The sequence below is a fragment of the Klebsiella sp. DY2415 genome (assembly GCF_026314315.1).
GTDB classification, from domain to species: Bacteria; Pseudomonadota; Gammaproteobacteria; order Enterobacterales; family Enterobacteriaceae; genus Klebsiella; species Klebsiella ornithinolytica.
In genome coordinates, this window is sequence record NZ_CP111115.1 from 4,724,492 (window position 1) to 4,737,381 (window position 12,890).

The following is a 12,890-nucleotide window of genomic DNA, read 5'->3' on the forward strand; positions in this document are numbered from 1 at the left end:
CATTATGGCAGGGCAATGCATTATTTTGATGGGCGTTTCAGGCACCGGCAAAACCACCGTTGGTCAGGCGCTGGCCCAGGCGCTTGGCGCAAAGTTTATTGACGGCGACGACCTTCATCCACGGCAGAACATCATCAAAATGGCCGCCAGCCAGCCGCTTGATGATGACGATCGCCAGCCCTGGCTGGAGCGCATCGCCGACGTGATTTTCAGCCTCGAGCAAAAGAATGAATCCGGCGTACTGGTCTGCTCGGCGTTGAAAAAACGCTATCGCGATCGCCTGCGTGAAGGCAGCGGTAATCTGCGTTTTCTGTGGCTGACCGGGGAGTATGAGTGCATTCTTCAGCGCATGCAGCGACGTCAGGGCCACTTTATGCCGGAAGCGCTGCTGCGCAGCCAGTTTGCCGCCCTGGAAACACCGGATGCCAGCGAGGGTGATATCGTCGCCGTTGATATCGCCCCCGACGTCGCCACCATCGTGGCGCAATCGCTCACATTACTTACCCCTCAACCAGCACAGGGAGTTCCGGCATGATTATCGATACCTTAAGCGCCGCCGCCAAAAATGCGTTCTATCCGGCGGTCATTAAAAAAGCGCTCCAGGCCGTTGCGCAGCAGGATCCCCACACCCTGCCTCCGGGCAAATATACCGTCGATGGCGATAACCTGTTCTTTACCGTCGTTGAGGGTCAGACGCGTCCGCTGTCGGAGCAACGCCCGGAATTTCATCGTCAGTATATTGATATTCATATTGTACTGGCGGGCGTTGAGATAATCGGCGCCGGCAACAAAGGTCTGCCGATCGCGCCGGACGGGCCGTTCAAAGAGGCCCATGATATTGGCTTTTGTGAGGCAATCAGCAGCGAAACGCTGATTCATCTGCACCCGGAAGAGCTGGCCATTTTATTCCCGGGCGAACTACACCGCCCGATGGGCGCGATGGATGCCGGCGCGCCGCTGCGCAAAATTATCGTTAAGATAGATAACGCTCTGCTGTAGCGGTCCCGCCGTAATCAGCCCCACGAGATCCTTCGCGGGGCCCCGGATAACCCTTAGTTATCCAGTTCGTCCATCGACTTCACCTGATCGCGATTGATCTGTTCAGTCCGGCCGGTTTCCGCATTTTTGTACGACACCATACCAGTATCATCATCCACCTGCGGCTTGCCATCAGTCACGATCGTTTTACCGTCGGTCGTTTTCAGCGACTGGTTCGATGAACAGCCCGCCACAAACAACATTGCCGTCGCCGCCAGCGCGGATGCCATCAGAATTTTGTTCCGCATTGTATCCTCCTGTCTTTCCGTCAATTGATATCGTTATGATGCTAACTATAGTTAGCCTCACCGGACGGACCGTGAAAAGCAGAACTCTCCGAAGATGGCGCGGATAAAAAAAGGGCCGACGATTTCTCGTCAACCCTTGTTGTTCCGCGACCCGATATTATCGAGGCAGCTTACTTTTTAATTTGCGCGTGCATTTCCTGAACCGAGGTCACTTTCTCGATGGCGTTGGCGTTGAGCGCCATCGCCGTCGCGAAACCGCCGTTCAGGGTGGTGTCGTAATGCACTTTGTACTGCAGGGCGCTGCGGCGAATCAGCTTGGAGTCTTCAATCGCCTGACGACCTTCGGTGGTGTTGATGATGTAGGTGTATTCGCCATTCTTAATACGGTCCTGAATGTGCGGACGACCTTCATGCACCTTATTCACCAGACGTGGGTTGATCCCCGCCTCACCCAGCACAATCGCGGTACCGTGAGTCGCATCCAGTTCGAAACCAAACTTCAGCAGTTTCGCCGCCAGGTCTACAACACGCTCTTTGTCGCCTTCGCGAACGGAGAGCAGCGCGCGGCCCTGTTTTTTCATCGTTGAGCTGCTGCCCAGCTGCGCTTTAGCGAACGCTTCGGCGAAAGTACGGCCCACGCCCATCACTTCCCCGGTAGAGCGCATTTCTGGCCCTAACAGCGGGTCAACGCCCGGGAATTTGTTGAACGGCAGCACCACTTCTTTCACCGAGTAGTACGGCGGGATAATTTCTTTGGTGACGCCCTGCTGGGCCAGGGTCTGGCCAGCCATCACTCGCGCCGCCACTTTGGCCAGCGGGATACCGGTGGCTTTAGAGACGAACGGTACGGTACGCGCCGCACGCGGGTTCACTTCAATCAGGTACACTTCATTGTTTTTCACCGCGAACTGGACGTTCATCAGGCCACGGACCTGCAGTTCAAAGGCCAGCTTCTGTACCTGCTCACGCATCACATCCTGAATTTCCTTGCTCAGGGTGTAGGCCGGCAGAGAACATGCGGAGTCGCCCGAGTGCACGCCCGCCTGTTCGATGTGCTCCATGATGCCGCCAATCAGCACCATTTCGCCGTCGCAGATAGCGTCAACGTCGACTTCGACCGCATCGTCAAGGAAGCGGTCCAGCAGAACCGGCGCGTCGTTCGAGACGCTGACCGCGGTCTGGAAGTAGCGCTTCAGGTCGGCTTCGTCGTAGACGATTTCCATCGCCCGACCGCCCAGGACGTAGGACGGACGCACCACCAGCGGGTAGCCAATCTCTTTCGCCTTCTCAACGGCCATCTCAATGGTGGTCACGGTGGCGTTCGCCGGCTGTTTCAGCTTCAGACGGTCAACCGCCTGCTGGAAACGTTCACGGTCTTCGGCACGGTCAATCGCATCCGGGCTGGTTCCGATAACCGGTACGCCGGCCGCTTCCAGCGCACGCGCCAGTTTCAGCGGCGTCTGGCCGCCGTACTGGACGATAACGCCCTTCGGCTTCTCGATACGCACGATTTCCAGCACGTCTTCCAGCGTCACCGGCTCAAAGTACAGACGGTCGGAGGTGTCGTAGTCGGTAGACACGGTTTCCGGGTTACAGTTAACCATAATGGTCTCGTAACCATCTTCACGCAGCGCCAGTGAAGCATGTACGCAGCAGTAGTCAAATTCGATACCCTGACCGATACGGTTCGGGCCGCCGCCAAGGACCATGATTTTATCGCGGTCAACGGACGGGTTCGCTTCACATTCGTCTTCATAGGTGGAGTACATGTAGGCGGTATCGGTGGCGAATTCCGCCGCGCAGGTATCCACGCGCTTGTAGACCGGGTGCAGGTCGTACTGGTCACGCAGCTTACGGATTTCACCTTCACGAACGCCGGCCAGTTTTGCCAGACGAGCATCGGCAAAGCCTTTACGCTTCAGCTGACGCAGGAAGTCAGGCGTCAGACCGGTGATGCCAAGGTCAGCCACTTTCTCTTCCAGACGTACCAGCTCTTCAATTTGTACCAGGAACCAGCGGTCGATGTTGGTCAGGTTGAAGACGCCGTCCACAGACAGCCCCGCGCGGAATGCATCGGCGATGTACCAGATACGCTCGGCGCCAGCATCTTTCAGCTCACGGCGAATTTTGGTCAGCGCTTCCGGGTCGTCGAGGCTGACTTTCGGGTCGAAACCGGTGGCCCCTACTTCCAGGCCGCGCAGCGCTTTCTGCAGGGATTCCTGCTGGGTGCGGCCAATCGCCATCACTTCACCCACGGATTTCATCTGGGTGGTCAGGCGGTCATTAGCGCCAACGAATTTTTCAAAATTGAAGCGGGGAATCTTGGTCACGACATAGTCGATGGACGGTTCGAACGAGGCCGGCGTGCGGCCGCCGGTGATGTCGTTCATCAGCTCATCCAGGGTGTAGCCGACCGCCAGTTTGGCCGCCACTTTGGCAATCGGGAAACCGGTCGCTTTGGATGCCAGCGCGGAGGAGCGTGATACGCGCGGGTTCATTTCGATAACAATCAGGCGGCCGTCTTTCGGGTTAACGGAGAACTGCACGTTAGAGCCCCCGGTTTCGACGCCAATTTCGCGCAGCACCGCCATCGATGCATTACGCATCACCTGGTATTCTTTATCGGTCAGGGTTTGCGCCGGGGCGACGGTGATGGAGTCACCGGTATGGATGCCCATGGCGTCGAAGTTTTCGATGGAGCAGACGATGATGCAGTTGTCGTTCTTATCGCGCACCACTTCCATCTCGTACTCTTTCCAGCCGATCAGCGATTCATCAATCAGCAGTTCGTTGGTCGGAGAGAGATCCAGCCCGCGGGCACAAATTTCTTCGAACTCTTCACGGTTGTAAGCGATACCGCCGCCGGTGCCGCCCATAGTGAAGGAGGGACGGATGATACACGGGTAGCCCACGTCAGCGGCCACCGCCAGCGCTTCTTCCATGGTGTGCGCAATACCGGAACGCGCGGTATCCAGACCGATTTTCTTCATTGCCACATCGAAGCGACGGCGGTCTTCCGCTTTATCAATCGCGTCGGCGGTGGCGCCGATCATGGTGACGCCGAATTCGGCCAGCACGCCCTGACGTTCCAGCTCCAGCGCGCAGTTCAGCGCCGTCTGGCCGCCCATAGTCGGCAGTACCGCATCCGGACGCTCTTTTTCGATAATTTTGCGCACCACTTCCCAGTGGATCGGCTCAATATAGGTCGCATCGGCCATTTCCGGGTCGGTCATGATGGTGGCCGGGTTGGAGTTCACCAGAATGACACGGTAACCTTCTTCACGCAGGGCCTTACAGGCCTGGGCGCCAGAGTAGTCAAATTCGCAAGCCTGGCCGATAACGATCGGGCCAGCGCCAAGAATCAGGATGCTTTTTATGTCTGTACGTTTTGGCATGGCTCTTTTCTCCTGATTATTTCGCGGACTGGCGGTACTGCTCAATTAATGCAATAAAATGGTCGAACAACGGCGCGGCATCGTGCGGGCCTGGGCTCGCTTCCGGGTGGCCCTGGAAGCTAAACGCCGGTTTGTCAGTGCGGTGGATGCCCTGCAGCGTTCCGTCGAACAGCGACTTGTGGGTCACGCGCAGGTTAGACGGCATGGAGGCTTCGTCTACCGCAAAACCGTGGTTCTGGGCGGTAATCATCACCACATTATTATCGATATCTTTAACCGGGTGGTTGCCGCCGTGGTGGCCGAACTTCATCTTAACGGTCTTCGCACCGCTCGCCAGCGCCAGCAGCTGATGGCCGAGGCAGATGCCGAATACCGGAATATCGGTCTCGAGGAATTTCTCAATCGCGGCAATGGCGTAATCGCACGGCGCCGGGTCGCCAGGGCCGTTGGACAGGAAGATACCGTCCGGATTCATCTTCAGCACCTCTTCGGCAGAGGTTTTCGCCGGCACAACCGTCAGGCGGCAGCCGCGGTCAACCAGCATGCGCAGGATGTTGCGTTTGGCGCCAAAATCGTAGGCTACAACGTGGAACGGCAGCTCGCTTTCCGCTTTCGCTTCCGGCAGGTCGCCCGCCAGCGTCCAGCTTCCTTGCGTCCAGCTGTAGGTTTCTGAAGTGGTGACTTCTTTCGCCAGGTCCATGCCGTTCAGGCCCGGGAACGCTTTGGCTTTTTCCAGCGCCAGCTGCGCATCCAGGTTATCACCCACGATGATGCAGCCGTTCTGTGCGCCTTTTTCACGCAGCAAACGCGTCAGCTTACGGGTATCGATATCGGCAATCGCCACGATGTTATGGCGCTTGAGGTAAGAAGAGAGGTCTTCGGTATTGCGGAAGTTGCTGGCAATCAGCGGCAGGTCGCGAATGACCAGACCCTGCGCATGTACCTGAGAAGATTCTTCATCGGCGGCGTTGGTGCCGACATTACCAATATGGGGATAAGTAAGAGTGACAATTTGGCGGGAATAGGAAGGATCAGTGAGGATTTCTTGATAACCGGTCATTGAAGTATTGAAAACGACTTCCCCAACCGCCGTGCCCGTTGCCCCGATGGCCCGACCGTGAAACTGGGTTCCGTCTTCCAGAACCAATAGCGCTGACTTAATCAAAACACCCTCCAGAGAATATTCACTCACTTTATTTGCATATTAATGCATGTGTATGACATGAATCAATGCAAATTTGCTTACCTATGGATTTCTGGCAAACGGCGGCATTCTGGAGAGATGTCGGGTAAAAGTCAACTTAAAGCCGATATTTTTTATCTCTTTTCACGTCACTGACCTCTCAGCACTGCGTTAGCAGGCAAAAAGATCAACAAACTATGCAGAGAAAACGCTTGCGGACCTGGAAGATTGCAAAACAGAGCGTGCAAGAGCAAAAAAGTAGACCAGATGGTCAAAATTTACAATAACACAACAAAAAACGAATGGATAAGTTAATATTATAGCCACTTCATCATCTTTTATTGATGAATAAGCAAAAAATAAAAAGGGCAATAAAATATTGCCCTTTGCAATCAATTACATATTGAATGCAATAACCACATCACGATGGGTAATAAACCTTATAAGGCATTGAGATCAAGCACGTCACGCATATCGAAAAGGCCTGATTTCTTATCTTTTAACCACAATGCGGAACGAACGGCACCATTGGCAAAAGTCATCCGGCTGGATGCCTTGTGGCTGATTTCAATACGCTCACCAATATCGGCAAACATAGCGGTATGCTCGCCAACGATATCCCCGGCGCGCACGGTGGCAAAGCCGATGGTCCCAGGGACGCGTTCGCCGGTATGCCCTTCACGGCTGTAGACCGCGCAATCCTTCAGATCTTTGTTCAGCGCGCCGGCAATCGCCTCGCCCATCGCCAGTGCGGTGCCCGACGGTGCGTCCACTTTGTGGCGGTGGTGCGCTTCAATAATTTCGATATCGGTGTAGTCGCCCATTACCTTCGCCGCTTTCTCCAGCAGCTTTAACAGCACGTTGACGCCGACGCTGAAGTTGGCCGCGAAAACGATGGCAATATCCTGCGCCGCATCGCGAATGGCCTGTTTCCCGGCCTCATCAAAACCGGTGGTACCAATCACCATCCCTTTGCCGTGTTCGCGGCAGAAAGCAAGGTGGTTTAACGTACCTTCCGGACGGGTGAAATCGATTAGCACATCAAAATCATCTTTGACCGCCGCAAGACTGCTTTGCACCGCGACACCCGCTTTACCGGCCCCGGCCAGTTCACCGGCATCGCTCCCAAGGAGGGAAGAACCTTCGCGCTCCAACGCAGCGCCCAGCGCCACGCCGTCCATCTGCTGTACTGCCTGAATTAACTGGCGTCCCATCCGGCCGCCCGCGCCTGCGATGGCCACGCGGATTTGTGCATCATGCATAGCTATTCTCTTTTGTTAACTTAACGTAAATTGTTTCCAGATTAACCAGCCCGTCGATGAGCCGCTACTGTAAAACACCGATAATTAGAAATTTATGACAAACGGCGTTCGATATCAGTAAAAACTATACGCCGGCATCGTTTCTCACTCGTCCGGAGCGTTAATCCTGTGCCGAAAACCGCAGGATTCGCGAACCACCAGCGCCGGCGGCAAAATAATGCGCTTCGGCGGTTCATCATTGCCCTGAATACGGCTATACAGCAGCTCGCCGGCTTTGCGGCCAATCTCCTTCGCTGCCACCGAAACGGTCGTCAACGCCGGCTGAACCAGCGCGGCTTCGGTAATATCGTCAAATCCCACCAGCGCAAAATCACGGCCCGGCTCACGTCCGGTTTTACGCAGCGCCTGCATCACGCCCAGCGCAACAATATCCTGGTAACAAACTGCGGCCGTGATTTGCGGATAGCGGGTCAGCAGCGCTTCGGCCACTTTCGCGCCGTCGATCTGGCTGGCCTGAGCCGTGACGATCCACTCCGGACGCGGCGAGATCCCGCTCTCCAGGAGCGTGCTGGTGAACCCGCCAATACGCTGTGCCCGGGTACCGGAACTCAGGCTACCGCCGATAAAGGCAATCTGTCGGTGCCCCATTTTCAGCAAGTGTGCCGTGGCCATCTGCGTGCCGAGAAAGTTATCGGTCCCGACAAAATCAAAATCCGGATCGCTGAGCGGGCGCACCACCATAATGGCGGGAATATTGCGTCTTTTCAGCGCCTCAAAAAATGAGGCCGGAGTTTCCCGCGCCGCGCACAGCACCATGCCGCAGGCGCTATTGCGCATCAGCGAGTCGACAAACTTTTGCTGCCGCTCGCCTGACTCTTCGCTGTTGGCCAGAAATAACAGCAAATCATGCCGCTCCATTTCATGGCTTAAGCCTGCCGTCATCTCACCGTAAAACGGGTTGGTGATGTCATGCAGCAGCAGCCCAACCTGGTTGCTGCTGCGATTACGCAGATTGGCGGCGGTCTGATTGTAGACATAGCCAGTTTCATCCAGCGCCTTCAGCACACGTTCGCGCGTAGCCTGCGAAATCCGCCCGCGGTTACGCAACACCATCGAAACGGTGGCCGTGGATACCCCTGCCCGTTCAGCCACCTGTGCCAGCGTCACTGTTGTCATGATCTCTCCCGTTCGTTTAGCGAAGGTTAATCGAATAACCTAAAAATTGCATTTTTCCTTGTGACAGGACTCACAATAACGCTCACCTTGCCGCTTTACTTGCTCATTATGGCGGGTTAATCGCGTTAACCATACTGTCAAAACAAGGTTAATCGATTAATCTTCATTTAGCCAATACGGAGACAGATAATGCAAACGACCTATGATAAATTCCCTGAAGTTACGGTTCAGGGTTATGACGACCAGGCCTGGCAGGGCTGGGAATCCATCGAAGCGACGCTTAACCTCAGGGCTTCAGCCTCCTCCAGAACCGTACTGGTTGTGGACTGCTATCCCGGCGTCCGGCTTGACGAACTGGAGCAGCGTCTGCTGCCGTCACTGAACGCGACGCGGGTGCTGAACGTCGAATCCGCCCGCCGCGATCAGCAGGCGCTCCACGATTTGCTGGCGCGTAACCTGACCGATGACCGTGTTTTCGGGGTCCTCTCCTGTCATCACCTGGAGGAGTTTTTTAACGCCGACAAGTTACATCAGTTGCGTCAGCAGGTCGATGCCGTGACCGAAGGCCTCATCGTTATTTATGGTCCCGGCGCCGCGCTCGTTCATCCGGGCGATGTGCTGGTCTATGCCGATATGCCGCGCTGGGAAATTCAGCAGCGCATGCGCCATGACGGCCTCGGAAACTGGGGGGCGGACAACCAGGACGAGGACATCCTCCGTCGCTATAAGCGCGCCTTTTTTATCGAATGGCGCGTCTTCGATCGCCACAAAACGCCGCTGCTCAAACGCGCCGACTATCTGCTTGATACCACGCAAAAAGAGGCGCCGACGCTGGTCAGCGGCGAAGCGCTACGCGCCGGCCTCCGGCAAACCACCACCCGTCCGTTCCGCGTGGCCCCGTTCTTCGATCCCGGCGTCTGGGGCGGTCAGTGGATGAAACAGCAATTCGATCTCGATCCCTCCGCGCCCAATTACGCATGGTGTTTTGATTGCGTGCCCGAGGAAAACAGCCTGTTACTGCGCTTTGGTCAGGTGCGGATCGAGATCCCCTCACAAAACCTGGTTTTACTTCACCCTCGCGCGCTGCTGGGTGAGAAGGTTCACGCCCGGTTTGGCGCTGAATTTCCCATCCGCTTTGATTTTCTCGACACTATCGGCGGCCAGAACCTGAGCTTCCAGGTTCATCCCGTCACCGAGTACATCCAGCAACAGTTTGGGATGCACTATACCCAGGATGAAAGCTATTACATTCTCGAAGCGCAACCGCACGCGGTGGTCTATCTCGGAACCAAAACCGGAATCGAGCCGCAGGCGATGCTGGACGATCTCAAGGCCGCCGCGCGCGGGGAGAAAACCTTCGACGATGCCCGCTTTGTTAACCAGATCCCGGCACGCAAGCACGATCACTTCCTGATCCCTGCCGGCACGGTTCACTGTTCGGGCAGCGGCACGATGGTCCTCGAAATCAGCGCCACGCCGTACATTTTTACTTTCAAGCTGTGGGACTGGGGGCGTTTAGGTTTAGATGGTCTGCCGCGCCCCGTCCATCTGGAGCACGGGGAGCAGGTTATCGACTGGCAGCGTGACACCCGCTGGGTTGCCGACAACCTGGTAAACCAGGTCGAACCCGTGGCCGAAGGCGAAGGCTGGCGTGAAGAACGAACCGGGATGCACGAGCGTGAATTTATCGAAACCCGCCGCCACTGGTTCACCGCGCCGGTCACTCATCATACTCAGGGTGGAGTGAACGTTCTCAACCTGGTCGAAGGTGATGAGGCCATCGTCGACAGCCCGAGCGGCGCCTTCGCGCCTTTCGTCGTCCACTATGCCGAGACCTTTATTATTCCCGCCGCAGTGGGCGAGTATCGCATTTCACCGTCGGGCAAAGGCTCAGGACAGCCGCTCGCCACCATTAAAGCCTGGGTAAGAGGATAAGCGCATGATCAACGTTATTGTTGCCACCCACGGCCCGCTGGCGAACGCCCTGCTTGCAAGCGGCCGCATGGTTTACGGCGAATTACCTCATGTCTTCGCCGTGACGCTCGGCGAGCAGGCCGGCATTGAAGGCTTCAGAGAGGATTTCGCCCGCACGCTGGCCAGCGCCGGACAAAACGCCGATGGCGTGCTGGTGCTGTGCGATATGCAAAGCGGTACGCCGTGGAACATCGCCTGCCAGCACGCGTTTTCCTCTCAGACGATCCCCCCGGTCGCCGTCGTTGCGGGGGTCAATTTTCCGATGCTGCTGCAAAGCGACGAGGTTCACCATTTAACGGATGTGCACGATGCTGCCGCACAGCTGCTGGCGTTAACCGTACCGACACTGGTCATGGCTGCCCCGACGATATCCGTTCAGTCCGATGATTTTTAAAGGAAACCGCTATGAGTATCTCTTTTGTACGTATCGACGACCGCGTTATTCATGGGCAGCTCGTGACACGCTGGGCCAAAGAGCTGCCCTGCGACGGCATCGTCGCCATTGACGATGCCGTCGCGGCCGATCCGCTGCTCTCATCCGTGATGAAAGGCGCGGTTCAGGACACCAAAGTCTGGCTGTTCGACACCGCGACAGCTATCGAAAAATTGCCCAAAGTGATCGCCAGCGATAAGCGTTACTTCGTGATCGGCAAATCCCCCGTCACGCTCCAGCGCATCGAAGCAGCCGGTATCAGCCTGAAAAATGCCAACGGCAAAATTAACGTTGGCCCAATGAGCGCCCGCGCCGATACCCGAACCATTGGCCCGAACCAATCGGTCAACGCGGAGGAGATAGCCGCCTTTGACTGGCTGGTGCAGCACGGACATCTTGTTGAATTCCGCCTGGTCCCGGATGCCGGCTGTTACAGCTGGCAGGACGCCCGGCAGAAGCTGAAATAAGGAGCGGATGATGATTATCGAAGCGACATTGATAGGCTTTCTTTGCTATCTGGGCGCCCTCAGTAGCCCCTGGCTTTTGGGGCTGACCGGCGGCTGGTATCTGATCACCCGGCCGCTGGTTTCCGGCATGCTGGTCGGGCTTATTCTCGGCGATGTCAAAACCGGCATTATGATCGGCGTGGCGGTCCAGGCCGTCTATATCGCCATGGTGACACCGGGCGGGTCGATGCCGGCCGACCTTAACTTTGTCGCTTACCCGGCCATCGCCCTCGGGATCCTGTCAGGGAAAGGACCGGAAGTAGCGGTGGCGCTGGCGGCCACCATCGGTATCGCCGGAACCATTCTGTTTAACGCCATGATGGTACTGAACTCTTTCTGGAACCATCGGGCCGATGTTGCGCTGGATCGTGGCGACGAACGCGGAATTTATCTCAACAGCGCCATCTGGCCCCAGGCGACGAACTTCGTTTTACGCTTCGTACCGACTTTTATCGCCGTCTATTTCGGTGCGCAGTACATCAGTAGTTTTATGGACAGTTTGCCCAAAATCATTCTGTCGACGATGAACGTGCTGGGCGGCATTCTGCCTGCGGTGGGGATCGCTATCCTGCTCAAACAGATCATCAAAAACTACACCATGCTGATCTATTTTCTCGTCGGTTTCGTCTGCATCGTCTTTTTAAAGCTCAATATGGTCGCGCTGGTGATCGTGGGCTCGCTGCTGGCGTTAATCCATTACAACTACAAACCGGAGCCGCAGCAGAGCACTGGCGCAAAACCGGTCGTCGATGATGAGGATGAATTCTGATGGAAGAACGTACCCTGACCCGCAAAGACCTGCGCCGCTGCTGGCGCGCGTGGATGATGCACAACCTCTCTTCAATGAGCTTTGAACGCCTGGAATCCTTCGGCTTTTGCCTGAGCATGCTGCCGGTGGCGAAAAAACTCTATCCCGATGCCGCCCAGCGCACCGAAATGCTGCGCCGTCACGCATCGTTCTATAACACCGAGCCGCAGATCGGCGCGATCGTCAACGGTATGGCGTTGGGGCTGGAGGAGAAAAAAGCCAACGGCGAACCGATCGATGGTGAAACGATCAACACCCTGAAAGTCGGCCTGATGGGGCCGATCGCCGGGATCGGTGATTCAATGATCCCCGGCATGCTTATCCCGATTTTGCTGAGTATCGGTATGGCGCTGGCGGCCGGCGGCAGCATTCTCGGGCCGCTGTTCTATACCGTCGCCTGGCTGGGCATCATTATTCCCGGCTCCTGGTTTCTGTTTCTCAAAGGCTACAAAATGGGTTCCGGATCGGTAGAGATGCTGGTCAGCAGTAAGTCTACCCGCCTGCGTGAAGCCTTGTCGTTGCTGGGCGTTTTCGTCATGGGTGGCGTTGCGGCAAGCTACGTTAAACTCGGAACCGGGCTGGAATTCGTCACCAAAGACGGGGTCAATATTCACGTTCAGCAGATGCTGGATGGCATCTTCCCGCAGCTGCTGCCGCTTGTGGTGGTGCTGGGGACGTGGTATTTGATGGCCAAACGCGGGGTTTCACCGGTAAAAGCGATGGTGCTGCTGCTGGTACTGGCCGCACTCGGCGTGGTGAGCGGTCTGTTTGCCGGCTGATATCGGATGGTGTTGTGAAAATGTCCCGGTCGCGTCGCGCGGGCCGGGACAAACGCAGCGGATAGCGTGAATATCCGCCCAACGTCAA

At 56.5% G+C, this 12,890-nt stretch carries 12 protein-coding genes; 7 read left to right on the forward strand and 5 right to left on the reverse strand.

Annotated elements, in window-relative coordinates; all coding sequences use genetic code 11:
* Positions 1 to 4 precede the first annotated feature (4 nt).
* Both OQV00_RS22400 and OQV00_RS22405 read left to right on the forward strand, forming a co-directional pair.
* The gene (locus tag OQV00_RS22400) at positions 5 to 535 is read left to right on the forward strand and encodes a gluconokinase (RefSeq protein ID WP_044349188.1); all 531 of its coding nucleotides are present in this window, start codon (positions 5 to 7) and stop codon (positions 533 to 535) included.
* Positions 532 to 999 (forward strand): NanQ anomerase/TabA/YiaL family protein, encoded by a 468-nt coding sequence (locus tag OQV00_RS22405; protein WP_004857760.1) that lies wholly within the window; start codon positions 532 to 534, stop codon positions 997 to 999. The genes OQV00_RS22400 and OQV00_RS22405 overlap by 4 nt, the downstream gene beginning before the upstream one ends.
* Positions 1,000 to 1,052: 53 nt before the next feature.
* Here the strand turns inward: OQV00_RS22405 and OQV00_RS22410 are convergent, their stop codons facing one another.
* From OQV00_RS22410 to OQV00_RS22430, 5 genes are all read right to left on the reverse strand, one after another.
* On the reverse strand, positions 1,053 to 1,286 hold the full coding sequence (locus OQV00_RS22410; RefSeq protein ID WP_004857757.1) for a YgdI/YgdR family lipoprotein: 234 nt from the start codon (positions 1,284 to 1,286) through the stop codon (positions 1,053 to 1,055).
* Between the two features lie 170 nt (positions 1,287 to 1,456).
* Positions 1,457 to 4,681 (reverse strand): carbamoyl-phosphate synthase large subunit, encoded by a 3,225-nt coding sequence (carB, locus tag OQV00_RS22415; RefSeq protein WP_004857755.1) that lies wholly within the window; start codon positions 4,679 to 4,681, stop codon positions 1,457 to 1,459.
* A gap of 16 nt (positions 4,682 to 4,697) precedes the next feature.
* Positions 4,698 to 5,846 (reverse strand): glutamine-hydrolyzing carbamoyl-phosphate synthase small subunit, encoded by a 1,149-nt coding sequence (carA, locus tag OQV00_RS22420; protein WP_004857753.1) that lies wholly within the window; start codon positions 5,844 to 5,846, stop codon positions 4,698 to 4,700.
* A 458-nt stretch (positions 5,847 to 6,304) separates the two neighbouring features.
* A complete protein-coding gene (gene dapB, locus OQV00_RS22425) occupies positions 6,305 to 7,126 on the reverse strand; it encodes a 4-hydroxy-tetrahydrodipicolinate reductase (protein WP_004857752.1) in 822 nt (273 codons plus the stop codon).
* A 144-nt stretch (positions 7,127 to 7,270) separates the two neighbouring features.
* Positions 7,271 to 8,302, reverse strand: coding sequence for a LacI family DNA-binding transcriptional regulator (locus OQV00_RS22430; RefSeq protein ID WP_004857750.1), 1,032 nt, complete (start codon positions 8,300 to 8,302; stop codon positions 7,271 to 7,273).
* A gap of 189 nt (positions 8,303 to 8,491) precedes the next feature.
* Here OQV00_RS22430 and OQV00_RS22435 point away from each other — a divergent pair, with 189 nt between their 5' ends.
* The 5 genes from OQV00_RS22435 to OQV00_RS22455 are packed head-to-tail and all read left to right on the forward strand — an operon-like array spanning position 8,492 to position 12,802.
* Entirely contained in the window at positions 8,492 to 10,237 is a 1,746-nt protein-coding gene (locus OQV00_RS22435; RefSeq protein ID WP_015585178.1) for a class I mannose-6-phosphate isomerase, read from the forward strand.
* Between the two features lie 4 nt (positions 10,238 to 10,241).
* Positions 10,242 to 10,670, forward strand: a complete 429-nt coding sequence (locus OQV00_RS22440; RefSeq protein ID WP_004857747.1) for a PTS sugar transporter subunit IIA — start codon at positions 10,242 to 10,244, stop codon at positions 10,668 to 10,670.
* Between the two features lie 11 nt (positions 10,671 to 10,681).
* A complete protein-coding gene (locus OQV00_RS22445; protein WP_004857744.1) occupies positions 10,682 to 11,176 on the forward strand; it encodes a PTS sugar transporter subunit IIB in 495 nt (164 codons plus the stop codon).
* A 10-nt stretch (positions 11,177 to 11,186) separates the two neighbouring features.
* The gene (locus OQV00_RS22450) at positions 11,187 to 11,984 is read left to right on the forward strand and encodes a PTS mannose/fructose/sorbose/N-acetylgalactosamine transporter subunit IIC (protein WP_004857742.1); all 798 of its coding nucleotides are present in this window, start codon (positions 11,187 to 11,189) and stop codon (positions 11,982 to 11,984) included.
* Positions 11,984 to 12,802, forward strand: a complete 819-nt coding sequence (locus OQV00_RS22455) for a PTS system mannose/fructose/sorbose family transporter subunit IID (RefSeq protein ID WP_004857740.1) — start codon at positions 11,984 to 11,986, stop codon at positions 12,800 to 12,802. The genes OQV00_RS22450 and OQV00_RS22455 overlap by 1 nt, the downstream gene beginning before the upstream one ends.
* Positions 12,803 to 12,890 lie beyond the last annotated feature (88 nt).

What these genes read in the sequence shown, in the direction of transcription:
- OQV00_RS22400 (WP_044349188.1), top strand. Translation starts at nt 5, where the DNA reads ATGGCAGGGCAATGCATTATTTTGATGGGCGTTTCAGGCACCGGCAAA.
- OQV00_RS22405 (WP_004857760.1), top strand. Translation starts at nt 532, where the DNA reads ATGATTATCGATACCTTAAGCGCCGCCGCCAAAAATGCGTTCTATCCG.
- OQV00_RS22410 (WP_004857757.1), bottom strand. Translation starts at nt 1,286, where the DNA reads ATGCGGAACAAAATTCTGATGGCATCCGCGCTGGCGGCGACGGCAATG.
- carB (WP_004857755.1), bottom strand. Translation starts at nt 4,681, where the DNA reads ATGCCAAAACGTACAGACATAAAAAGCATCCTGATTCTTGGCGCTGGC.
- dapB (WP_004857752.1), bottom strand. Translation starts at nt 7,126, where the DNA reads ATGCATGATGCACAAATCCGCGTGGCCATCGCAGGCGCGGGCGGCCGG.
- OQV00_RS22430 (WP_004857750.1), bottom strand. Translation starts at nt 8,302, where the DNA reads ATGACAACAGTGACGCTGGCACAGGTGGCTGAACGGGCAGGGGTATCC.
- OQV00_RS22435 (WP_015585178.1), top strand. Translation starts at nt 8,492, where the DNA reads ATGCAAACGACCTATGATAAATTCCCTGAAGTTACGGTTCAGGGTTAT.
- OQV00_RS22440 (WP_004857747.1), top strand. Translation starts at nt 10,242, where the DNA reads ATGATCAACGTTATTGTTGCCACCCACGGCCCGCTGGCGAACGCCCTG.
- OQV00_RS22445 (WP_004857744.1), top strand. Translation starts at nt 10,682, where the DNA reads ATGAGTATCTCTTTTGTACGTATCGACGACCGCGTTATTCATGGGCAG.
- OQV00_RS22450 (WP_004857742.1), top strand. Translation starts at nt 11,187, where the DNA reads ATGATTATCGAAGCGACATTGATAGGCTTTCTTTGCTATCTGGGCGCC.
- OQV00_RS22455 (WP_004857740.1), top strand. Translation starts at nt 11,984, where the DNA reads ATGGAAGAACGTACCCTGACCCGCAAAGACCTGCGCCGCTGCTGGCGC.